Origin of the sequence: Streptococcus sp. F0442, assembly GCF_000314795.2 — a bacterium.
In the GTDB taxonomy this organism is placed as follows: domain Bacteria; phylum Bacillota; class Bacilli; order Lactobacillales; family Streptococcaceae; genus Streptococcus.
In genome coordinates this window covers 146,349-168,054 of the sequence record NZ_KB373314.1, presented here as the reverse complement: position 1 = coordinate 168,054, position 21,706 = coordinate 146,349, and the positions used below count along the sequence as shown (strand labels likewise).

General features: G+C 43.0%; 23 protein-coding genes. 1 reads left to right on the top strand and 22 read right to left on the bottom strand.

The annotated features are described in order from the left end of the window. Positions 1–15: 15 nt before the first annotated feature. Positions 16–1,971, bottom strand: coding sequence for a DNA topoisomerase IV subunit B (gene parE, locus HMPREF9186_RS00945; protein ID WP_009730960.1), 1,956 nt, complete (start codon positions 1,969–1,971; stop codon positions 16–18). A 188-nt stretch (positions 1,972–2,159) separates the two neighbouring features. On the opposite strand from parE, the gene plsY reads away from it, so the two are divergent. Beyond that, positions 2,160–2,801: a glycerol-3-phosphate 1-O-acyltransferase PlsY gene (plsY, locus tag HMPREF9186_RS00940; protein ID WP_156801309.1), complete on the top strand. Its 642-nt coding sequence runs from the start codon at positions 2,160–2,162 to the stop codon at positions 2,799–2,801. Positions 2,802–2,881: 80 nt separating this feature from the next. Here the strand turns inward: plsY and HMPREF9186_RS00935 are convergent, their stop codons facing one another. The 21 genes from HMPREF9186_RS00935 to HMPREF9186_RS00830 all read right to left on the bottom strand — a co-directional run bounded on the left by HMPREF9186_RS00935 (position 2,882) and on the right by HMPREF9186_RS00830 (position 21,662). Then, positions 2,882–4,165, bottom strand: a complete 1,284-nt coding sequence (locus tag HMPREF9186_RS00935) for a glycosyltransferase (RefSeq protein ID WP_009730958.1) — start codon at positions 4,163–4,165, stop codon at positions 2,882–2,884. Next, positions 4,125–4,781, bottom strand: coding sequence for a hypothetical protein (locus tag HMPREF9186_RS00930; protein ID WP_009730957.1), 657 nt, complete (start codon positions 4,779–4,781; stop codon positions 4,125–4,127). The genes HMPREF9186_RS00935 and HMPREF9186_RS00930 overlap by 41 nt, the downstream gene beginning before the upstream one ends. Then, on the bottom strand, positions 4,774–5,916 hold the full coding sequence (locus tag HMPREF9186_RS00925; RefSeq protein WP_009730956.1) for a glycosyltransferase: 1,143 nt from the start codon (positions 5,914–5,916) through the stop codon (positions 4,774–4,776). Before HMPREF9186_RS00925 ends, HMPREF9186_RS00930 begins: the two co-directional genes overlap by 8 nt. Beyond that, positions 5,913–6,689 carry an SDR family NAD(P)-dependent oxidoreductase gene (locus tag HMPREF9186_RS00920; RefSeq protein WP_037613842.1) on the bottom strand — a complete coding sequence of 259 codons (777 nt, stop codon included), beginning with the start codon at positions 6,687–6,689 and terminating at the stop codon, positions 5,913–5,915. Before HMPREF9186_RS00920 ends, HMPREF9186_RS00925 begins: the two co-directional genes overlap by 4 nt. Before the next feature lie 486 nt (positions 6,690–7,175). After that, entirely contained in the window at positions 7,176–7,586 is a 411-nt protein-coding gene (locus HMPREF9186_RS00915; RefSeq protein WP_009730954.1) for a hypothetical protein, read from the bottom strand. A gap of 56 nt (positions 7,587–7,642) precedes the next feature. Then, entirely contained in the window at positions 7,643–8,008 is a 366-nt protein-coding gene (locus HMPREF9186_RS00910) for a hypothetical protein (RefSeq protein WP_009730953.1), read from the bottom strand. Positions 8,009–8,108: 100 nt separating this feature from the next. Beyond that, positions 8,109–8,894 (bottom strand): L-threonylcarbamoyladenylate synthase, encoded by a 786-nt coding sequence (locus HMPREF9186_RS00905; protein ID WP_009730952.1) that lies wholly within the window; start codon positions 8,892–8,894, stop codon positions 8,109–8,111. 95 nt (positions 8,895–8,989) lie between these two features. After that, entirely contained in the window at positions 8,990–9,583 is a 594-nt protein-coding gene (gene leuD / locus HMPREF9186_RS00900) for a 3-isopropylmalate dehydratase small subunit (RefSeq protein ID WP_009730951.1), read from the bottom strand. 11 nt (positions 9,584–9,594) lie between these two features. Beyond that, positions 9,595–10,977 (bottom strand): 3-isopropylmalate dehydratase large subunit, encoded by a 1,383-nt coding sequence (leuC, locus tag HMPREF9186_RS00895; RefSeq protein ID WP_009730950.1) that lies wholly within the window; start codon positions 10,975–10,977, stop codon positions 9,595–9,597. A gap of 24 nt (positions 10,978–11,001) precedes the next feature. Next, complete coding sequence (locus tag HMPREF9186_RS00890) at positions 11,002–11,280, bottom strand: DUF1294 domain-containing protein (protein WP_009730949.1); 279 nt, start codon at positions 11,278–11,280, stop codon at positions 11,002–11,004. A 1-nt stretch (position 11,281) separates the two neighbouring features. After that, the gene (leuB, locus tag HMPREF9186_RS00885) at positions 11,282–12,319 is read right to left on the bottom strand and encodes a 3-isopropylmalate dehydrogenase (protein ID WP_009730948.1); all 1,038 of its coding nucleotides are present in this window, start codon (positions 12,317–12,319) and stop codon (positions 11,282–11,284) included. Positions 12,320–12,331: 12 nt separating this feature from the next. Further along, a complete protein-coding gene (locus HMPREF9186_RS00880; protein WP_009730947.1) occupies positions 12,332–13,894 on the bottom strand; it encodes a 2-isopropylmalate synthase in 1,563 nt (520 codons plus the stop codon). A 284-nt stretch (positions 13,895–14,178) separates the two neighbouring features. Next, positions 14,179–14,811 carry a YpmS family protein gene (locus tag HMPREF9186_RS00875; protein ID WP_009730946.1) on the bottom strand — a complete coding sequence of 211 codons (633 nt, stop codon included), beginning with the start codon at positions 14,809–14,811 and terminating at the stop codon, positions 14,179–14,181. Next, the gene (locus HMPREF9186_RS00870) at positions 14,780–15,622 is read right to left on the bottom strand and encodes an SGNH/GDSL hydrolase family protein (RefSeq protein WP_009730945.1); all 843 of its coding nucleotides are present in this window, start codon (positions 15,620–15,622) and stop codon (positions 14,780–14,782) included. The genes HMPREF9186_RS00875 and HMPREF9186_RS00870 overlap by 32 nt, the downstream gene beginning before the upstream one ends. 14 nt (positions 15,623–15,636) lie before the next feature. Next, the gene (locus tag HMPREF9186_RS00865; RefSeq protein WP_009730944.1) at positions 15,637–16,905 is read right to left on the bottom strand and encodes a dihydroorotase; all 1,269 of its coding nucleotides are present in this window, start codon (positions 16,903–16,905) and stop codon (positions 15,637–15,639) included. An 11-nt stretch (positions 16,906–16,916) separates the two neighbouring features. Then, positions 16,917–17,381, bottom strand: a complete 465-nt coding sequence (locus HMPREF9186_RS00860) for an NUDIX hydrolase (protein WP_009730943.1) — start codon at positions 17,379–17,381, stop codon at positions 16,917–16,919. A gap of 9 nt (positions 17,382–17,390) precedes the next feature. Continuing rightward, complete coding sequence (locus HMPREF9186_RS00855) at positions 17,391–18,044, bottom strand: uracil-DNA glycosylase (RefSeq protein WP_009730942.1); 654 nt, start codon at positions 18,042–18,044, stop codon at positions 17,391–17,393. 112 nt (positions 18,045–18,156) lie between these two features. Beyond that, complete coding sequence (locus tag HMPREF9186_RS00850) at positions 18,157–19,680, bottom strand: glycosyltransferase family 39 protein (RefSeq protein ID WP_009730941.1); 1,524 nt, start codon at positions 19,678–19,680, stop codon at positions 18,157–18,159. Positions 19,681–19,954: 274 nt separating this feature from the next. Further along, on the bottom strand, positions 19,955–20,452 hold the full coding sequence (locus HMPREF9186_RS00840; protein ID WP_009730939.1) for a hypothetical protein: 498 nt from the start codon (positions 20,450–20,452) through the stop codon (positions 19,955–19,957). A 24-nt stretch (positions 20,453–20,476) separates the two neighbouring features. Continuing rightward, complete coding sequence (locus tag HMPREF9186_RS11280) at positions 20,477–21,016, bottom strand: hypothetical protein (protein ID WP_009730938.1); 540 nt, start codon at positions 21,014–21,016, stop codon at positions 20,477–20,479. A 46-nt stretch (positions 21,017–21,062) separates the two neighbouring features. Then, complete coding sequence (locus HMPREF9186_RS00830) at positions 21,063–21,662, bottom strand: hypothetical protein (RefSeq protein ID WP_009730937.1); 600 nt, start codon at positions 21,660–21,662, stop codon at positions 21,063–21,065. Between the last annotated feature and the right edge of the window lie 44 nt (positions 21,663–21,706).

Sequence of the window (21,706 nt, the reverse complement as noted above, 5' to 3'; positions counted from 1 at the left end):
ATTTTGGCTCCTTACTTAAAAAACAACTTCCCCACTCTCCTCAAGCGTAAACTTAACGTTATCTTCAATCCATTGGCGGCGTGGAGCTGCCTTATCGCCCATGAGGACTGAGACACGGCGTTCTGCACGCGCTAGATCATCAATGGTAACACGGATCAAGGTTCGAGTTTCTGGATTCATGGTGGTTTCCCAAAGCTGATCGGCATTCATTTCCCCCAACCCTTTGTAACGTTGGAGGGTTGCTCCACGGCCAAAGGTCCGACGTAGGTCTTCCAATTCGCTATCTGTCCAAGCATAAGCCACTTCTTCTTTCTTCCCTTTGCCTTTAGACATCTTGTAAAGAGGAGGCATGGCGATATAGACCCGTCCTGCTTCAACCAAGGGGCGCATATACCGGTAGAAGAATGTTAGAAGCAAGGTCTGAATGTGTGCTCCATCCGTATCCGCATCGGTCATAATGATAATCTTGTCATAGTTGGCATCTTCGATCGTAAAGTCAGCCCCAACTCCAGCACCGATGGTATAGATCATGGTGTTGATTTCCTCGTTTTTGAGGATATCGCTCATGTTGGCCTTCTCAGTATTGAGAACCTTCCCTCGAAGTGGAAGGATGGCCTGGAACTTGCGGTCCCGACCTTGCTTAGCCGATCCACCGGCTGAGTCCCCTTCGACTAGGTAGAGTTCATTCTTGGCAGCATTCTTGGACTGGGCCGGGGTCAATTTACCAGATAAGAGCCCCTTGTCCTTCTTATTCTTCTTCCCATTACGACTCTCATCACGCGCCTTCCGAGCTGCTTCACGCGCATCCCGGGCCTTAATAGCCTTGCGAATCAGATTGGAAGCTAATTCCCCATTTTCCATGAGGAAGAAGGTCAACTTGTCAGCGACAATCCCGTCGACGACTGGTCGTGCAAGTGGACTTCCTAGTTTGTCCTTGGTCTGCCCTTCAAACTGCAAATGGGCTTCTGGAACCAAGATCGAAAGAACAGCTGAAAGACCTTCACGATAGTCGGATCCTTCTAGGTTCTTGTCTTTTTCTTTGAGAAGTCCTGTCTTTCTTGCATAGTCGTTCATGGCCTTGGTAATGGCTGTCTTGAGTCCTGTCTCATGGGTTCCCCCATCTTTAGTGCGGACATTATTGACGAAGGACAAGATATTGTCAGAATAGCCATCATTGTACTGGAGAGCGACTTCTACTTGGAAGCCTTCTGATTCTCCATTAAAGTAGAGAACCGGCGTCAAGGTTTCCTTATCTTCATTTAAGTACTCAACGAAATCCTGGACCCCATTCTCGTAATGGAAGGCCACATGGTTGTCTTCTTCCTTACGGAGATCAGTCAGTGTCAGCGTTACATCCTTGAGCAAGAAGGCTGATTCTTTGATCCGTTCCGCAATGGTATTAAACTTGAAATCCGTCGTTGAGAAGATCGTAGGATCCGGCATGAAGGTAACCTTGGTCCCAGTCTTAGACTTAGGAGCCGTTCCTATCTTCTCAAGAGTGGTAACAGGTTTTCCACCATCTTCAAAGCGTTGCTTGTAGACTGCTCCATCACGGGTAATCTCAACCTCAAGCCAGCTAGAGAGGGCGTTCACGACGGAAGATCCCACTCCGTGGAGACCACCAGAGGTCTTATAGCCCCCTTGACCAAACTTCCCTCCAGCGTGGAGGATCGTAAAGATGACCTCAACGGTTGGTTTCCCCATAGCATGCATCCCTGTCGGCATCCCCCGACCTTGGTCCGCTACAGATAAGGACCCGTCTTTGTTGATGGTAACGTCAATTTGAGAACCAAAACCAGATAGAGCTTCATCGACAGCATTGTCGACAATTTCCCAGACCAAATGGTGGAGACCATTTCCGTCTGTCGATCCAATATACATCCCTGGACGTTTACGGACCGCATCCAACCCTTCTAGTACCTGAATGGCATCGTCATTGTAATTATTAATGTTGATTTCCTTTTTAGACACAAGGAACCTCCTGTTTGTTCATCTTTTCTATATTACAGCTTTTTAGGAAATTTTGCAAAATTTTTCTTTCTTCTCTCCCTTTAATTAGCCTATTTAAGTACGATTAGCTTAAACCGACTATCCGATGTGACACTTCAGCTAGAAATTTTCTTTTTCATTCAAAGCATTTTTGATATAATGAAACTATGATGAAAACAATTCTTTTACTCGTATTAGCATACTTATTAGGTTCTATCCCTTCTGGTTTGTGGATAGGAAAAGCCTTCTTTAACATCAATCTACGTGAACACGGTTCTGGAAATACAGGGACCACCAATACCTTCCGTATCCTAGGGACGAAGGCTGGTCTGGTCGTCTTTGCGGTTGACTTCCTTAAAGGAACCTTGGCCGTTTTATTGCCGACTATTTTTGGGGTTACAGGGATTTCTCCAATGGTCTTTGGTCTTCTAGCGGTCATCGGTCATACCTTCCCAATTTTTGCAGGCTTTAAAGGTGGCAAGGCAGTAGCGACCAGTGCTGGTGTCCTCATCGGATTCTCTCCTCTCTTCCTCTTTATCCTAGCCATTTATTTCTTTAGCAGCCTCTATCTGACAAGTATGATTTCCTTTTCCAGTGTGACCGTGGCAATCTTGGCTAGTATTGGGGTCCTCATTCTCCCATTGACTGGTTGGATCCTCCCGAGCTACGATATCATCTTTACCATTATCGTCCTCGCACTGGCGACCTTGATTATCATCCGTCATAAGGACAATATCAAACGAATCCTCAACAAGGATGAAAATATCGTCACCTGGGGCAAAAACATTACCCATCAAAAACAAAAAGACTAGGGCTTTTGCTCTAGTTTTTTTATGTTCATCAATAGAAGGTCTCCGAAAGAAAGCAAACAGAAGTCTCCCCTCCACTACTTCTATAACCTCACTTTCAAGAGTCTCTCTATTTCTTGATAAAGAATCTCTGTTGGTTGATAAGCCTTGCTTTGTTGAGCGAGGACCTTTAGATGAGTCCAATCTTCCCTAGAAACCAATTCATTAAATAAGCGCAAGACTTCGGATTCCGTTTTTTTACGAGAGACCAAACCTATTTGGAATAACTCAGCCCGAACTGCATTGTCAAACTGATCATAGTCCTGGGGCAAAATCAAACTTGGAATCCCAAGATCAATACAACCCATCATGATCCCTGCACCTGCATGATGAATGGCAAAGTCCATTTGATCTAAAACATCTGAATAAGGGAGGTAATCAAAGATCAGAAGATTTTCCGACAACATGCTAGGTGGATGCTCCAAACCACTAGGGTCGCCTAGGGTAACGTAAAAGACATAGTCAGGATATTCTTGGCTCAAAAGCTTTGCATACTCCACCATCCGCTCTTTTTCCCATTTTAAATGAGTCCCGCAAGTGACGAAGACCCGCTTGTTAGAGCTAGTGAAATACTGCTTCTGCTCTTGAGGAAGTCTGTCAAAAGATAGACAGCGATAACCAACCCATTTAAGCTGGGATGGAAAATCGTCTCGAAACTCCAACTCTTTCATGCCCAGAGCCAAGATTGAATAGGGAGAATAGATCGCTTCTGTCCCATCTTCGCGATACAATTTGAAACCCTCTAGGGTATCGAGATTCTTCTTAACCAGAGCAAATCCAGCCTTCTTTGCCAAACGAATGACTTTCCTGCCTAGTGCATCTCTCCACTTATAGAAGATGCCCTGATGCGGTTTCCAGCCTCCCAGATATGCAGGGGTTGTCGTACGACTTTCAATCGCTACTGGACTTGGAATGGTCGTAATCCAGGGAATTTCCAAACGATCAGCTAACATACCTGCAGGAGCTGCTACAAAATCTGCAATAACCAAGTCTGGTCTTCCTTCAGCCTCCCAAATTCGATTTATTTCGTCGAAAACCTCAGGGATCAGTCTGCTATTGGCCATTAATTGTTGGTACATGATCAATAGATTTGCTTGCTTGGCTGTATTGGCTATATCTTCCATCACTGTCGGTCGGTCAGGAAACAAGGCAAGGCAGTCAAAACCAATCTGCTCAACCAATGCCTTTTTCTGAAAACCTGTAATGACACGGATCTGAAAACGAGGATCCTCCAGCAAGGGCTTCACTAGGGTCAAGGTGGGAAATAAATGGCCACTAAAGGGGACGCTAATTACATCGATTTTTATCACTTTTGCTAATCCAGTCATAGATGATTCCTTTCACATCTTCTCTGTATTTATAGCTATAATAATCCGTATCCACCTGAAAATCCGCTGAGTGGCGATCCAGAATACGTGAATAAGGATCTTTCTTTCCTTTGATGACCAGTAGCTCTAGTTCCTTTTGACGTAAGAGAAGCTGGGAAACCAGGCCAAGCGCTATCACGCGCAATCTTGGAAGGGTGACCTGATTCCCTAAACTTCTGAGCCACTGGGTCAGCATATTGACCCCTGAACTCTTACAAACAAGCACTACTTCCTGCGCTTCCAACAAGGGAGACAAGTGCTCCTGTAACAACTTTTGGAAACGAAAGTTCAAAATCGTATGCCAATAGTAGATAACATTGGATGTAGCAGCCAACAAGAGGGATACTTGCGGAGAATTTATATGTTCAAAATCTTGATTGAAGGGAAAATTGCTGGCTACTACTGAGTAACCGGAAGGACAAATAGCATGGAGGAGATCTAACTGCCCAGCTGTCAACCCGGCACAAGTAATATCACTGCTCCCACTAAGAAAGAGAACCAAGCGATCAGAGTCTAGCATGGTCTGATCAGGAGACAAAGCAGACAAACGGTCTAGATAGGACTTCATCTTACTCATAACGAATCTTTCCATCCGTCACTCGAATCTTCCGCCCCCGCCAATGAATCACAGGAGGAGTCATTAGAACACAGATAAACAGCCAAGGAAGCAGAAAATCATTCATCACTTCGTAGATGACTTCATCCAAGTGTAGGCGATTGGATAGAATGCTTTGTCGATAGAGGAGCATCCATACTGCCTTGAATCCCAGTAAGACAAAGACTAGAAGAAGATAAGGCCAACCTAAAAAAAGACTTAGGATTAACCCTGGAAGAGGCAGAAAACTCGGTAAACCTATGAGGAAAAAGACCTTCCAGTCCATGTGTTCTTTGAGATAGATAGAGCTAAAGAGAAGCCAACGCTTCATCTGGAGCAGATATTGCTTGGCATCCTTGATAGTGGTTCGAACATTACAGGTGACCCGTGTTTGGATAATGGATACTCCTTTACTCCTTAAAAAATCGGCCACGGCTAAATCATCACATAGATAATCCTTAATCGCTGTGAAAAGCCCCTGTTCTTTTGCAAGTTCTACCGGTAGGATATAAAACATCCCGTTGATGGAGTGATTTGCCTCAACTTCTGCCATAGTAAAATAGGTAATAAAAGAATTGCCATTAACGAATGCTGCGACCAGCTTGGACCAGAAATTGCTTCTCTCCTGGTTATAAGGAATACCTGTCAGAATGACCTCTTGACCCAAATAGGCAGTTAGCTCACCCATTTTAGAAAAATCAATCACACTATCATCGTCCAAAACAATCAGATAAGGCCGAGTTAGCTCCTCTACAACCTGCTCAATCTTGTAACTCTTGGGATTAATACCTTGAGGGACGTCTTCAATGAGAAAGATTCGAATGCGTTGGGCAAAGGAAGCCTCTTGGTAAATCTGATCTGCTACTCGTTGGGCTTCTATATCAGACTGGTCAATCAACCAGTAGAATTCCACTGCTTCTGTTTGCTGAAGATTAGCCCGCAAATCACTCTCTAAACGAGGATCACCAGAGAGAATTGGTTGGACCACTGTAAAAAGCTCTTCTGGGAAATCAGCAGAATGAGCCTGACCTTTTTTATAATAAGTAAAGGACAGCAACCAACGGACGAGAAATAAGAGAAGATAAGAAACGCCTAAAAATATAAATACAAATTTCATCTATTTAATCCCTTTCGTAAATACCTTGCAAGGAGGCGAATAATCCATCTTTGGGGAAGCAGACGACCTAGCAAAACGAGCAAGCGATAGCGAAGGCCGATAATCGCATAGGAAGTATCCCTTTCTATAAATCGGATCAACTGCTGAGCGACTTTCTTGGGCTTCATCTGTAAGCGACTGCCACCCAATGCTTCTACAAGTTTGGGAGGAAAAATAGCTGTTTGGACTGGTCCAAGAATATAGAGACCTAGCTGGACCGGGGAATCTGATTGCCTCAGTTCCTCCTGGAGAGCAAGAGTGTAGGTCTGCAAGGCAGCCTTACTGGCACTGTAGGCTGCTAGATAGGGATGAGGAAAAAGAGCAGCCAGAGATGACAGCTGCACCAAGTGGATCTTCTGATTCTTTTGCACTAACTGCTTAATTAGTTGGACCGGAGCGTGGTAATTGACTTGCCAGAGGTCTTGCTCATTGGCTGAATCAAGGTCACTTCCACGGGAAAAATAGGCTAATCCCGCACAATTGACAAGAAGATCTGCATCTAGGTTCTCTACAAAAGCTTCTAGTGCCATTTGATCTAGCATATCTAATGTTAGGATTGACAGTTTCGCCTTGCTCCCAGTTAGTTCTTTTTTGACTTGGGAGAGTTTATCAGCATCTCGACCCACTAAGACCAGATAATCCAGACTTCTTGCCAGTTCTTTCGCTAGCTGCCGGCCAATCCCTCCTGTAGCCCCTAAAATGATCGCTTTATTAATTGTATCTTCCATCTTCATAGCTCTAGTGTACCAAATTTCAACCAGTTAGAAAACTCCTACTACCATATTCTAACTTTACGGTTCAACCCCTACTTATAAAAAAAGTCTCTATCGCAAAAATAGAGTCCTTTTACCTTTTGTCTATTTCCAAACCGTACTTCGATAACTACTAGCTGGTAGGCAATCAAATAGGAGAGGTCGGTTTGCGTCTAATAAAAGATGGAGAAGAAATGTTTAGCCCCTCTATCCTAGTCCTTGTTATAGAGACTCAAAGAAGGATGGAGAAGACCATCATCCACTGAAAATTGGAAGGATTGGTGTAAAAAATATGAAGATCCCTCTAAGAATGGTAACAAGTAAAACAAATCCCTCCTTGAAAGATTTATGACGAGTCACTAACGTTAAGGTTTGAACAAAGAGAAAGGCAGCTTTTTTTATGCTGCCTGGTTATCTAAGCTTTAGCCTCAGTAAAAATACTTTTTTTTATTCTTAAATCAATATCCACTATAAAGCATCGACTAAGTCCATCAGTATTTCCATAGGAGTTTTTTTCCTACGACCATTAACAGTTTCGATTATGTGATAAACTTTTAAACGATTGTCATTACTAAAGACAAACTCAAAGCGGAATTCGCGTCCATTCGGTGCCACTGTATCAAATTTTGTTTTATATTTATCATGAACAGGACTAACTGGAAATTTATTGAAGAGCAAGCGTCGTTTCTCTCCTGCTTCTTTCAGACAGTTTTCTAGTTCCTGACAATAGTTGTAAAACAGCTGATAGAGGTCTTCTTCTGAAATTCTTCTTCTCCGAACCAATGATTTAAAATCCGAAAAATTTCTGCGCGGGATTTCAATGCTAAATGAAAATCCCTCCCGATTCATTCTTTCTAAAAATTCATCTCTTGAAATCATAGAACCACTCTTTCTTTTATCAATCTGTAGTGAACCCTTACTGTTTCTATAAATCGTCAATCCATTATGTAATCAAGCAAATCCATCAAGGTTAGTTTCTTCCGACCATTGACTGTCTCAAATAGATTAAAAACTCTTAGTTGTTGATTCTTTTTGAATACAAACTCAAAGCGAAACTCGCGACCATTGCATGCAGCGACATAAAATCCAGTCTGATACTTCCTCTTATCCGCTACCGCTTGCATTCTCCGGTCTTCTATCTCCCTACAAAGTGAAAGAAATAGCTGATAGAGTTGCTCCTCAGAGAGCCTTTTTTTCCAAACCAATAACTTGAAGTCTTTATACCACCACCATGGGATTTGAATGTTGAATGAAAAACCTTCCTGATTTACTTTATCGATAAATGCTTTTCTGGAGATCATACCAATTCTCTTTCTATTGGAACATCGTTTGTCTCTATTATACCATCTTTTATCCTTTCACAAAAAGAGCATCCCAAAGTGGAATGCATTTTTCTGTTTCTTAATAGTATTCCCCTTGGCGGAAGTTCCAAGAGTTGAAATGATCGGATAAGTGCATCATGATCTTATCGATATCCAATCCTTTACGGATCACGACTGGACAAGTATTGACAGAACGGCTACCTGCTCCTTGTTCTGGGATGAGGTTTCCTTCTGCATCCACCATAGAGACCATCACACCTTGTTCATAGCGCGTTTCAATTGTTTTATCTGGTTGGATAGAAGCAACATAATCGTCGGCTTCGATAACCAAGTCCACAGCACCTTCGATGCGCTCACCGATTCCTTCGACTTTCCCGCGGTTTCCTTTACCTGAAGGGTTTGCGGATGAAGCATAAACCATCTTGCCTTCTTTTTCCCACATTTCTTTAGCGATTTGCTCACCAGCTTTACCAAATTTGATGACAAAACAGCTGGTTCCACGAACGTCTGTCATAAGTTCTTCACGTCCATCTCCGAAAGCTTGCAATTTTGCATAAGCATCTTCCCGCCAAGGAAGGATACAACCAAGCAAGATATCTTCATCCCAATGTTTTTGGTAGAAGGCTTCGATTTCAGGATTCAATTGCGCAAGGGCACGAAGTTCATCCATACTTCCACAGAGAACTACACCAGGTTTGTTACGGTTGCGTTCTTTGGCTTCGAACTTCCGTTCCAATCCAGCCTTGTCGCTGGTCATGATGATGTAGCCAACTTTTGTAGGGCAGACGATACAGCCACCCTCTCCTTTCAAAATATCAAATCCTTCTTGTGAAAGTTGTCCGTCCCATTGAATGTGTTTTGTCATAAGTCTCTTTCCTTTTCTATTCTTTTTAGTATTGTATCAAAAACTAGTCTCAATTTCAATATATTTTCAGAAAATTCGTAATTAAGTATACAATTTTATGATTGCCAGTAAGCTGGTCGATTCTTCTCATATGCTGCGATCAAGTCTTCGTACTGAAGCGTAATCCCGATATCATCCAACCCGTTGAGCAATTTATGCTTCCAATCTTGATCGATCTCAAAGCAAAACTCTCCAACAGGTGAGATGATTTTCTGCTCTTCCAAATCCACCGTCACTGGATCTGTCGGCTTCAAGCTTGCCAATTTTTGACGAACTTCTAGCGGTTGCACAATAGGAAGCATGCCATTATTGAGTTCATTATTGTAATGGATATCTCCAAAAGAGCCGGCGATAACGACTTTAAAGCCATAATCAGCTAAAGCCCAGGCAGCGTGCTCCCGAGAGGAGCCAGCCCCAAAATTGTCGCCAGTGATCAAAATAGTTGCCTGCCGGTATTCCGGCTTGTTAAAGATAAAATCTGGATCTTCTGTATATTGATTATCCAAGTAGCGCCAAGCGTACATGAGGTATTTACCAAAGCCTTTTTTATCAATCAGCTTTAAGAATTGTTTGGGGAGGATTTGGTCGGTATCAATATTATCGTTCATCAAGGGAACCGCAGTTCCCGTATAAATGGTAAATTTCTCCATGCTTCCTCCTTTTACTGGACTTCAGGCATTTGGCGCACATCGACAAAGCGACCGGCAATTGCTGCTGCAGCGGCCATAGCGGGGCTACAGAGATGGGTTTTAGCCCCAAATCCTTGGCGGTCTTCAAAGTTCCGGTTGCTAGTAGAGGCACAGTGGACGCCATCCGGCACCTTGTCTGGGTTCATCCCGAGACACATGGAGCAACCTGGATCACGCCATTCAAAGCCTGCATCCATAAAGATTTGATCCAAACCCAACTTTTCAGCGGCTTGCTTTACTGGACGAGAGCCAGGTACGACAATAGCTGTTAAGTTAGGCGCGATTTTTTTGCCTTTCACAAACTTGGACGCTAGCTCTAAATCACTGAGACGCGCATTGGTACAGGAACCGATAAAGATATAGCCCAATTCAATGTCTGCTGGTTTTTGACCAGGCTCTAAATCCATATAATGATAAGCCCGTTCATCATTCATGTCACGAATCTCTGGGAAGGGTGTCTCAAAGTCTACTCCCATAGAAGGATTTGTCCCCCAAGTCACCATCGGAGCTAATTCGGATACATCCATACGGATGACCTTGTCATAAACGGCATCGTCATCACTGACCAGAGTCTTCCAGTCAGCTACTGCGGCCTCAAAATCACTTGGCACACATTCGCGTCCCCGAAGATAGTCAAAGGTCGTCTCATCTGGATTCATGATCCCCATTTTGGATCCAAACTCGATCGACATATTGCAGATGGTCATGCGTTCTTCCATGGTCAAGCGATCAATCGCTTCTCCTCGATACTCTACGACATAGCCAACTCCACACGCAACACCATAATGCGCTATCAAAGCTAAAATGTAATCTTTTGAATAGATCCCTTTTTGTGGGGTACCGGTGAATTCGACCAACATCTTCTTTGGTTTGACTTGCCAGAGGGTTTGGGTGGCAAAGACATGCTCCACTTCACTAGTTCCAATTCCAAAAGCAATGGCTCCGAAGGCTCCGTGGGTTGCGGTGTGGCTGTCTCCACAGACAATAAATTTTCCTGGCTGGGTCCGACCAGTTTCAGGACCCACCATATGCACGATTCCTTGCTTAGCAGAACCGTGACCTGCATGATCAATCCCAAATTCTACTACATTCTCAGCTAATTTATCAATCTGGGCCTTTGAAATGACATCTCGGATATCAAAAATATTGACCGTTGGAACATTATGATCAAAGGTTCCAAAGGTTAAATCGGGTCGTCGAACCTTGCGTCCTGCATCCCGTAATCCTTGAAAGGCTTGCGGACTCGTCACTTCGTGGATATAGTGTTGGTCCACGTACATGAGTTGGGGTTGCCCTTCCACTCCTGTAATCACGTGGCGGTCCCAAAGTTTATCAAAGATAGATTTTCCACTCATCGTCTTTCTCCATTTATCTTGTTGCTAGGGAATCCATTGAAGGATTAGAAAGAGGATACCTGCTAAGAGAAGGCTACTCATCCACCAGGTGACTTGGAAATACCATTTTCGTACCTTGTGGTGAAAGAGATGCCCACCTATAAGAGATCCAAATCCACCAAGTAGCCAGCTCTCGAGTAAGAGGACCTTTTCAGGAATCCGCCATCTGTTTTGAATGGCTTTTCGCTTATCTAAGCCATAGGTCAGAAAGACCATACCATTCCAAAGAGCAATGACCATTAAACAGCGATCTCTCCAAGTCATCTTAGAGATTCCTTATGATAGCTGCTGTCATCTCTGCAGTCGAAGCCTGACCACCTAGATCTCGGGTTAAAATCCCCTGATTCAAGGTTTGATTGACCGCTTCTTCGATCATTTCTGCACCTGCTGTTTCTCCAAAACTGTCTCGGAGCATCATGGAAACGGAGAGGATCATGGAAATCGGATTGGCAATACCTTGACCAGCAATATCTGGTGCTGAACCATGAATCGGTTCGTACATACTTGGTCCTTGGTCAGAATGACTGGCAGACGGCATCACACCTAGTGTTCCAGGAAGGACACTCGATTCGTCAGATAAGATATCTCCAAATAGATTCTCTGTTACGACAACATCAAAGCGAGCTGGATTGGTAATCATGATCATGGCTGCACTGTCTACAAGCTGGTGCTCTAAAGTCACATCTGGAAATTCTTTGGCAACTTCTTCTGCTACTTGGCGCCACAATTTAGACGTTGCAAGGACATTTTGCTTATCGATACTGGTCACTTTCTTGCCACGTCCTTGCGCAATCTTGAAGGCTTGGCGCATAATCCGACGGATTTCTTCTGTACTGTAATCATTGATATCGCGCGCTGTATCTTCTTTCAAAATATGCTCTCCAAAGTAAATCCCACCTGTCAATTCACGCACAACCACGAAGTCGACACCCTCGATACGCTCTGGTTTCAAAGGAGACAGGTGTTTCAAGGCGTCAAAAATCCGTACAGGTCGAATATTTGCAAAAAGATTTAATTCCTTGCGAATAGCGAGCAACCCTTGTTCTGGACGAACAGGAGCATGGTCATACTCAGGACTCCCGATGGCTGCGAGAAGAATAGCATCCGCTCCTTTAGCTGCTTCTAGAGTATCTTGGGGAAGTGGGTGGCCAGTGGCATCAATCCCAGCACCCCCAAAAGGTTTGTCTTCTAGGATATAATCAAAGCCAATTTTGGGAGCAACGGCTGCGAGAACCTCTAGTCCAGCTGCCATGATCTCAGGGCCAATCCCATCTCCTGCAAGTGTTACAATTTTCTTTGTCATGTTCATTTCCTCTTAGGCTTGTGGAAGATCCCGGTAAGAGACAGCTCGTCCCATTTCACCCGCATTCTCTTTTTGAACCAGCGTATTGGCATTGATATAAGCAATAGCAGATGCCTTCAATACGTCAAAATCCAAACCAGAGGCATTGAAGATCGTATCTGTATCGACATTTTCCACCGATACCAAGACACGGGCTTGAGCGTCGATTCCATCAGTCACCGCATCGATATTGTAAGAGGTCAAGCGAACGGTTTGGTTGAAGAATTTATCAATCGCATTAAAGATGGCTTCAACCGACCCTTGACCATTGGCAAGGAATTCAAGAACTTCCCCTTCTTCATTGCTGAGGCTAACTGCTGCTGTAATGGTTTCGTCTGCATTGGTGCTCAAGCGGAGATCGTTAAATTGGAATCCTTCTGGATTTTCCACTGCAGTACCGGCAACAAGGGCACGGATATCGGCATCTGTGATTTCGTGTTTCTTGTCTGCCAAAGATTTGAACTTCGCAAACAATGGCTGGATGTCTTCTTCTGTGAATTCCAGTCCCAACTCATGCAATTTTTCGACAAAGGCATGGCGACCAGATAATTTTCCAAGAGGGAGACTATTGCTCTTAACACCCACCAACTCAGGGGTGATGATTTCGTAGGTAAGAGGATTTTTAAGAACCCCATCTTGGTGAATCCCTGACTCGTGTGAGAAGGCATTACCACCAACAACCGCTTTGTTTCTAGGAATTGGAATCCCAGAGTAACGAGAAACTAACTCAGAAGTATTGATGGTTTCATTGAGCACAATCGGACTTTCAACCTGGTAATAGTCTTCGCGAATATTAAGAGCGACCGCTACTTCTTCAAGTGCCGCATTTCCAGCCCGCTCCCCGATGCCATTGATGGTTCCTTCGACACGACCAGCTCCATTTTTGACAGCGGCAAGGCTATTAGCGACTGCCATTCCCAGATCATCATGGCAATGAGGGGAATAGATAATCTCACGATCTGTCTTGACATGGTCGATCAAGTATTTGAAAATAGCTCCGTACTCTGCTGGTGTCGTGAAACCGACTGTATCAGGAATATTGATGTAGCTAGCACCAGCATCGACCGCAGTCTGGACAACTTGCAAGAGGAAATCCAACTCCGTCCGGGTCGCATCTTCTGGTGAGAACTCCACAACCTCAAATTTTGAGCGAGCGTAAGAAACGTGTTCCTTGATCGCTTCAAGAATTTCTTCCTTGGTCTTGTTGAGTTTAAACTCCCGGTGAATCGGGCTCGTTGCGATAAAGACGTGAACTTGCGGATACTTGGCATCTTTCAAAGCTTCATAGCAAGCATCGATATCAGATTTGACTGAACGGGCCAAACCTGTCACGGCTGTCTTGGTCAAGACCTTCGCAATCTCTTGAACAGCAGTGAAGGAATCAGGACTGGCTGCTGGAAAACCTGCTTCAATAGCAGAAATGCCCCATTTTTCCAATTGTTTGGCAATGGCAATCTTTTCTTTGATAGAAAAATTAACTCCCGGAGTCTGTTCACCATCCCGAAGACTGGTATCTAAAAATTCAACTTTACGCATAGGGTCTCCTCATTTCTATGTAGTGGATATAAAGAAAAACATCTCACTCGGTCAACCAAGCGAGATGTTTTTGCCCGCTTGGTAAGCCAAACAGGACTAATGCTTCTGCACTAGCCCTTATACCTCAACAACAAAGCAAATTGAATAAACTTAGCTGTTTTCATGTTTGACTTTCTCCTTTGTTCAATGTCTTGTTTAGTATTTTAGCATAGGGAAAAAGCAATGTCAAGAATTTTCTACAATATTCTGAATTTTTTGAATAGAAACAAAATAGAGCTTTCGCTCTACTTCTTCTGATACAAATCAAAAACGATCTTGTCATTATAGAGATCAATGGTATTGGCCTTGGCATAGAGTCCAAAGTCATTGTCAATTTCTGGTAGTACAATGGTAATGGTAGACTCCTTTGGCGAAATCTGGATAAAATCTGGGATATTTTTATTTTTGCTTAAAAGTCGCAAAACCATTTTTTGAGGAATTTGAAAGCTTCCTACCGAAAAATCCTTCACAGTTAAGAGAATATTCCCGTTTTCCAATTTGGAAGGTTGAAAGTACATGTATAAGGGGTAGTCTTTCCCTAAGAGACTCAACTGACCCTCTAAAAGGACTTGCTGATTATCTGCATAGACCTTGTAGTCGGACAGCTTATATTTTTTTAGAAGCGATTGGATGGTGTCATTGAGTTGATCACGGGTAGTCGTCATAGTCCCAACTTTGACATCTTTGCTCCTAACTGTCTGATGAAGCTGGCTAACATCTTCTCTTGGACTTGCTAAGCGTCCTTGCACGACTATAACGACGGCTAAGAGAAGGCTGACCAAGCCTAAAAACAACCATTTCCAAATATTAATTTTTTGAAGGAAGGTGATCTTCTCTTTTATGGGATTATTTTTGACTCCAAGTTTTCTTCGTGGCATTGATTTTCTCCAATATTGCTTGTTTCATCTTTTCATAGCCCGTATTGTTGGGGTGGAAACTATCCTCTTCATACAGGGCATCATTGATAACGGTTGTCTTCCCGTCACTGATTTCTGATACGCCCATTTTTCCATCAATTCCTTTATAGAGCAGATCATTGATCGGAACGAAATAGACCTGATCAAATTGCGCGATAGTTTCTTCCGTCGTCTCATTCCAACGATCTACAGCCGCCTGAATACTGGTTAATTCAGGAAAATTCAGGTAAAGAGGATTGTAGATCCCCACTACATAAATAGGAAGATGAGGATTGTCCTTTCTGGCCTTGGTGATAATTTCTTTAAGGTTAGCTGTATAATTCTTGAGCGGTTTTTGGATATCTGAAAGAGAAAAATCATTCAGATGATCGACAATGATTTTTCGAAGATCATTTCCCCCAACCGTTAAGGTCATGACACGCGCCTTCTTGAGATCCTTCTGAAGGTCAGTTTGCTTCGTGAGCCGCTCTAAAATCTGAGCACTTGTATTTCCAGCGACTCCATAGTTAACAGTCTGGTACTGGCCGTCATTTTCATTGGACAGGCTTTGGGCAAGGATGGGGACAAAGCCCCCTTGCTTGGTGCTATCCCCTACTCCTTCGGTCAGTGAATCTCCTAGAGCTACATAAGTATAGGTGACTTCTTTCGTAGCCATTTTGGGCTTGGTCATGCGAGGGGACGCAGTTGGTAGCAGGGCACGAAATAGAAAGACAAAGACAAGAAGGCTGGTTAAAAAGAAAACCAAGCCTTGCATCATTTTTTTAAGATTCATATGAATACGATCACTTATCCTTGGAAAATCACTTGTCCATCACAGATTGTATAAGCAACTTTCCCTTTTAATGTTTCACCCACAAATGGTGAATTGCCCGCTTTTGAAGCGAAATGATCCGATACCAGACGATCTGCTTCCGGATCAAAGAGGGTCAAATCTGCTGGTCTATCCACAGCAATATAGCCGGCATCAAAATCATAGAGACGTGCTGGATTATAGGACATCTTTTCTAGCAATTGCATGAGGCTCAAATGTCCTGCATGGACCAAGTAGGTCAAACCAAGAGAAAGTGAGGTTTCAAGACCGGTCATTCCAGACGGGGCCTTGGTAATATCAGGAACATTCTTCTCATCCGCATGGTGAGGCGCGTGATCCGTCGCAATCACGGAGATGACGCCTGACTTCAAGCCTTCAATCACTGCTAGACGGTCTGATTCCAAGCGAAGAGGTGGATTCATCTTAGCATTGCTTCCTTTAGTCAAGAGCAGACTCTCGGTTTTCGAAAAGTGTTGAGGTGCCACTTCTGCCGTCACATGAGCTCCTAATCCTTGGGCAAATTCCACCACCTTGACACTTTCTTCCTTAGAAAGGTGTTGGATATGGAGGTGGGCACCTGTCGCATGGGCAATCATGGCATCCCGCGCTGCCATTGAGTATTCAGCTACACCCGTCGCTCCACAGACATGAAAATGTTCCTTGGCAATGTTCTCATTCAACCCAAGAATGCCATTCAACTCAGGGTCTTCTTCATGCAGACTAATAAAGGTTCCTAGACGCTTAGCTTCTTCCAAAGCTTGGCGGACAACCTTGGTGCTTTGAAGGGGAATCCCATCATCTGAAAATCCTACCGCACCAGCCTTAAGCAAGCTTTCAAAATCTGTCAGGTGTTGACCGTCAAAATTCTTGGTCACCGTCGCAACCGTATGAATGTGGAGATTTTCCTTGGCTGCAGAAGCTAAGACTTCCTCTAAGGTAGGAATATCTGAAATGGTCGGATTGGTATTGGCCATCATAACCACTCGGGTAAACCCACCCGCAGCTGCTGCTAAAGCACCTGTATGGATGTCTTCTTTATGGGTTTGACCGGGTTCACGAAAATGCACGTGCACATCGATCAAACCAGGAGCTACCACTAGACCTGAGGCATCAAGGACCTCTTGTCCATCCGTTGGAAGATTTTCAGCGATCTCTACAATTTTCTTTCCTTCGATGCGAAGGTCACAGACTTGATCCAAACCGGTCTTTGGATCCATGACACGACCATTTTTAATGACAACCATTGCATTCTCCTTTATTCATAAAAATCGACATGGGACTCTAGCAAGCGATCCCCATCATAGCGAAACATTGCTGAAAAGAAGGGTTTATCCTCTAACAACCACTCGACAAAGGTGTGGTCCCCCTCCCAGGTAGGTTTTAAGAGGACTTGATCATAAGGTACCCACTCCAAGGTTCCTTCGTTACACTCGATCAGTTCTCCCTCAAAGTCCGTTACCTTAAAGACATAAGTGTACCAGTCCAAGTCCGGAGTAAACTCTGGAAAGGTAATGATCCCTTTCAAGACTGGCTTGGCTCTAAGTCCTGTCTCCTCAAAAATCTCACGCGCCGCACACTCCTGTGGGGTTTCCCCGCGTTCTAATTTTCCACCAACCCCGATCCATTTACCTTCATGGACATCATTGGGCTTTTTATTGCGATGCAACATGAGAAATTCTTTCCCATTGTCGATATAACAAATCGTTGCTAATTGTGGCATTTCTTTCTCCTATCTTAACCAATCAATTGGCTCGCGTCCCGCCTCTGTCAAAAATTGATTGGTTTTTGAAAAGGGTTGGGTACCAAAGAATCCTCGGTAGGCCGATAAGGGACTTGGGTGAGCTGATTCAAGGACCAAATGTCGATCGTGGGTAATCAGAGGCTTTTTCTTACGGGCATAAGATCCCCAGAGGATAAAGACAACTGGCTCCTCCAACTCATTGACCACCTTGATCACAGCATCTGTGAACGGCTCCCAAATTTGTCCCGCATGGCCATTGGCCTGACCAGCAGGAACCGTCAAGCAGGCATTGAGCAATAGTACCCCTTGCTCTGCCCAAGAGGTCAGATCATGCGACCGCTTCTCTCCAATATCTGAGCGCAATTCTTTGAGAATATTTTGCAAAGAAGGGGGGGCTGGGACATGATCCGGCACAGAAAAACTTAAGCCTTGCGCTTGGTCCGGTCCGTGGTAGGGATCTTGGCCTAAAATCAAGACCTTGACCTGATCCATCTCAGTCGTCTGCAAGGCCTTAAAGACCTTGTCACGCGGTGGATAGACCACTCCTTTGCTATAGACCTCATTCATAAAGTCATTGATCTGGTGAAAATACCCTTCTGGAAGATGGGATTTGATGGCTTCATGCCAAGGGGAATGTTGCATGGAAACTCTCCGCTATCCAATAAATTCTTACCTTTCATTATACCACATTTGACACAGATCCACTGGATAAAAAAGAGGCTGGACTATTTTATCCAACCTCTGGTTCTGCCTGTTAAACAAGCGAGAGTTTTTGTGTATTTTCTTTCTTGGTAAATCCTGCTAGACCGATCGAAGCCACTAGCAAAATTTGCGGCAAGAATTGGATGAGGTAACGGGTCTTCCCACCTTCAAAGATGGTTAAGAAGAGCAAGCCGCCAAAGACCGCTAAGGAAAGGAAGTTAAAGGCATCTGTATCTCGACGTTTGAGATAAGCCCCAACCAAGCCAGCTGATAGGACGATCCAGATCAACTGTTTCACAAATTCATAATACTTGTACTGTGGGCGATCCGTGCTAAGGAAATAGGTTCGCACCCATTTGGCCAGACCATTGTTTTTAGTCAGTGGCGCAAAGAGAGGATTAATATAAGGTGTCTTCTCATACTCTACATCTCGGTACAGCCAACCAAGGGTCCCTTCTGCTACCGTCAAAGACTGCTTGTAGTAGATATGCCCCAGCAAACCCCAAGTACCATACTCCTTGAGACGGCGCTTGATTTCTTTGATAACATTTTCTTTCTTAAAGAGACCATTGTTATAGTCTGAGCGCTTGTCCTTATCAATATAAGCTAGCAAGCCTTCTTTCATATCTTCTTGGTTATGCCCCATATCTGTCAAGCCCAGATTGATAAACAAGAGTGGTCCTTTAGCCAAACCTTCTTGTTTCAAGATTGGTACAACTGTTTGATGATTGACCGCTGTATTCAATCCTGCAAAGACAAAGCCCGTCATCATCACGGTCACCGTAGCAATCTTGCCAAAGGCCTTCCAGTTTCCTCTAAAGAAGAGGACAGCCCAAAAGGCAATCATGATAATAATCGTCGTTGGACGGATCAACATGGTCACGCCAGATAAAATTCCTAAAGCAAACATCTTCTTCCAGGAGATCCCTGCTTGGTCTTCCTTCAAGAGATCCAAGGCCCACCACAATTGAAGAGCGATCAAAGGAAGCGGAGGAATATCCGTATACATGGAATAGAAATAAGGTGAGTAACAGATCAAGCTGACATAAAAGAGATAAACTAGATCAGCCGTTTTCTGATTGAAATGCTTCTGGGACAGTTTGTACAAGAGGACGGCACCCAGATTGACATAGAGTATATTGAGAGCCTGCATAACCCACAAGCCGCTAGAACCGAAGAAAACATAGAAAAACTTTTCATAGAGAAAGAGCGGAATGTTATTAGGATTGCGACTGAGGTAGTTGGTGATGGAAGATTGTTTAAGAAGATCAAATGCCCCTTTGAAAACAACTGCAGCATCCCGACGGATCAAAAGCTCCGCACAAATCATAAAGATTAACTGACAGATGATCGCGCCAAGCAAGAAGCCTGTTTTATGACGGGTCAACCAAGCAATGGCTCTTTTTACCCCACCGCGTTTCAACCAGGCTAGCAGAAATAGCAATCCAGCACCTAAAATGGCTAACCATGAAATCTCTCTCAGATAGGTCACACTGATCAAGAACCAGTGGACCATCACTAGCAACATGACAACATGAAGCATCCCAAATAGAATACGTTTACTTTTCGATAACATAGGTCCATTATATCAAAAAAACAGCATTTCTGCTGTTTTGGACTGATACGAAATCTTTTAGGTTGAGGAATTATCTTTGTTATTTACGATCTTCCTTGAAATCAAACTCTATTTCCCGAGACTCTGTGAATTCGAGTCCTCTAAAAAATAAGATCACAATTAAACATAAAATCAAGGCCAAAAACAAGCGCATTTGAACAAAATACGCTAAAAATAGGACGAGAGTACTTAAACAAATAAGGGCAAACAATTGACGTTTTCGCATTTTTCGCATTCACCACACCTCGGTTCCATTTGACGTTTTTTGAAGATACTCTACTGGTTTTATCTGACCAACTAATGCGAGTTCTGCTCCATTTTTTTCAACAAACCGTTTCAACTGTATATCTCTGGCAACAGAGACCAACCATAAAGTGACGATGACAGCAAGAAGAAATAGAAGAACGTTCACCACTCCTTCTCTAACATTCAAATCAAGATTCGGTTTTCCGAATAAAAGGTCCATGGGAAGGATCTTTCTTAATGTTCTTGCTAATAACAAACCTAGCGGGACACCAATGACGGTCGAAAGATTGTTTGGAGCTTTCTTTGTAAAGACTTTATCTTTAAATGAATAGGTAGTCTGATACACTTTTCGGTATCTGTCAAAAGGGATCTTACTATTTCGTTTGATGATGAATTCTTCCCCTTGATCTGTTACCAACAAAAAGAATCCCCATAGAGGCCTTTTCCCATTCAAACTGATAGTAAAACATGTTCCTTTTTTGAGCATTGAAAAACCTACTTATTTTCCGATTTATTTTTTGCGCGTGATCTTTCTCAATAATAAAAATTGTTTCAATAATCGACAGTGAATAATAGCCAAATAGAATCCACCAAAAGTAATCAATCCAATCCCATAGGAAGAATAATTTCCTGTATTCAAATAGTTTGTCAGCACAGTAACAGTAACAGGAACCATTGACAATCCTAAAAGAAGTTTCACACCAATATTTGTTTTTAGATGACCAATAAATAACTCTTTGAAAACTAATGTATTGATATCAAATTCTTTAAAGTCTTCCGTCTTTTTTTGATTTAACAACATTTCAAAAAGAAGAATCATCAAAATTAAGGCTAAAAGAATATAAATGATTCGACTTAAGCTACTACTATTTGGATGTAGATACGAGTTTAAATTTAATAAAAAGAGGCTCGCCATGGGAACAAAACTAGTAAAGTCAACTGCTTTTGAAGGAATAGCAGTTTGAACATATATATCGTTCGACCTCGTATCTAGATAGTAATCCCTTGCATCCAAAGAAACTAAATATACTAATGAATTTAACTTTATCAATTAAAATCTCCTATAAATCTGTCAAGTAAGTAAAGAAGAGGAATCCTTACTCTCCTCTTTTCAACCAATTCTGTTGCTGTGCCTTTTCAGCAAGGTCTTTTGCTTTGTTGATATCTAATGAGTTTGAATCTGATGGGGCATTGGATTCGATCTCTTCCTTCAATTCTTGTAAGGTTTGAACATCCTGTGGTGTTAAATTAGAGACCGTGCTAGACTCTTTATCTGTTGGACTTTCCGGAACAGACTGAATCTCTCGATAGGTTTTGATCATATCAGTTCCTGCATCTACTTTCGGAAGAGGACGATAGAACATGAAAAAACCAATAATGACAATCAGAAGAGCTGTAAAGGATACCAAAAACCCTTTCTGCAGATCTTCCACAGGTATTTTAGAATCTTTAGTGGATAATACCTTCCACTCTGGATGCTGCTCCTCAACTTCTTTTTTTGCATTAAAAGCAGGTACAATCAAGACTCGGTTCATGATTCCCACTGCCCCCAATGTCATAAGTAAAAATGGAATATGACGTGATTTACTAATGATTACTAAAATCCCTCCTGCAATCGCAATCAATCCAATGATGATATTGACAGTAAACCAGATGCGAACCTGCTTCTTCAATTGCAAATAATGTTCTTTTGTCATTTTTTCTCCCTTAAATTAGTTTTTATCTTCCTTTAATAAAAACA

Excerpts from the sequence above, each read along its gene's own strand:
- HMPREF9186_RS00870 (WP_009730945.1), bottom strand. The coding sequence starts at position 15,622 with ATGAATCTTAAAAAAATGATGCAAGGCTTGGTTTTCTTTTTAACCAGC.
- HMPREF9186_RS00875 (WP_009730946.1), bottom strand. The coding sequence starts at position 14,811 with ATGCCACGAAGAAAACTTGGAGTCAAAAATAATCCCATAAAAGAGAAG.
- HMPREF9186_RS00920 (WP_037613842.1), bottom strand. The coding sequence starts at position 6,689 with ATGAAGATGGAAGATACAATTAATAAAGCGATCATTTTAGGGGCTACA.
- HMPREF9186_RS00890 (WP_009730949.1), bottom strand. The coding sequence starts at position 11,280 with ATGACTTGGAGAGATCGCTGTTTAATGGTCATTGCTCTTTGGAATGGT.
- HMPREF9186_RS00865 (WP_009730944.1), bottom strand. The coding sequence starts at position 16,905 with ATGGTTGTCATTAAAAATGGTCGTGTCATGGATCCAAAGACCGGTTTG.
- leuB (WP_009730948.1), bottom strand. The coding sequence starts at position 12,319 with ATGACAAAGAAAATTGTAACACTTGCAGGAGATGGGATTGGCCCTGAG.
- HMPREF9186_RS00860 (WP_009730943.1), bottom strand. The coding sequence starts at position 17,381 with ATGCCACAATTAGCAACGATTTGTTATATCGACAATGGGAAAGAATTT.
- HMPREF9186_RS00850 (WP_009730941.1), bottom strand. The coding sequence starts at position 19,680 with ATGTTATCGAAAAGTAAACGTATTCTATTTGGGATGCTTCATGTTGTC.
- leuC (WP_009730950.1), bottom strand. The coding sequence starts at position 10,977 with ATGAGTGGAAAATCTATCTTTGATAAACTTTGGGACCGCCACGTGATT.
- HMPREF9186_RS00840 (WP_009730939.1), bottom strand. The coding sequence starts at position 20,452 with ATGCTCAAAAAAGGAACATGTTTTACTATCAGTTTGAATGGGAAAAGG.
- HMPREF9186_RS00935 (WP_009730958.1), bottom strand. The coding sequence starts at position 4,165 with ATGACTGGATTAGCAAAAGTGATAAAAATCGATGTAATTAGCGTCCCC.
- leuD (WP_009730951.1), bottom strand. The coding sequence starts at position 9,583 with ATGGAGAAATTTACCATTTATACGGGAACTGCGGTTCCCTTGATGAAC.
- HMPREF9186_RS00930 (WP_009730957.1), bottom strand. The coding sequence starts at position 4,781 with ATGAGTAAGATGAAGTCCTATCTAGACCGTTTGTCTGCTTTGTCTCCT.
- plsY (WP_156801309.1), top strand. The coding sequence starts at position 2,160 with ATGAAAACAATTCTTTTACTCGTATTAGCATACTTATTAGGTTCTATC.
- HMPREF9186_RS00910 (WP_009730953.1), bottom strand. The coding sequence starts at position 8,008 with ATGATCTCCAGAAAAGCATTTATCGATAAAGTAAATCAGGAAGGTTTT.
- HMPREF9186_RS00830 (WP_009730937.1), bottom strand. The coding sequence starts at position 21,662 with ATGACAAAAGAACATTATTTGCAATTGAAGAAGCAGGTTCGCATCTGG.
- HMPREF9186_RS00905 (WP_009730952.1), bottom strand. The coding sequence starts at position 8,894 with ATGACAAAACACATTCAATGGGACGGACAACTTTCACAAGAAGGATTT.
- HMPREF9186_RS00880 (WP_009730947.1), bottom strand. The coding sequence starts at position 13,894 with ATGCGTAAAGTTGAATTTTTAGATACCAGTCTTCGGGATGGTGAACAG.
- HMPREF9186_RS00925 (WP_009730956.1), bottom strand. The coding sequence starts at position 5,916 with ATGAAATTTGTATTTATATTTTTAGGCGTTTCTTATCTTCTCTTATTT.
- HMPREF9186_RS00915 (WP_009730954.1), bottom strand. The coding sequence starts at position 7,586 with ATGATTTCAAGAGATGAATTTTTAGAAAGAATGAATCGGGAGGGATTT.
- HMPREF9186_RS00855 (WP_009730942.1), bottom strand. The coding sequence starts at position 18,044 with ATGCAACATTCCCCTTGGCATGAAGCCATCAAATCCCATCTTCCAGAA.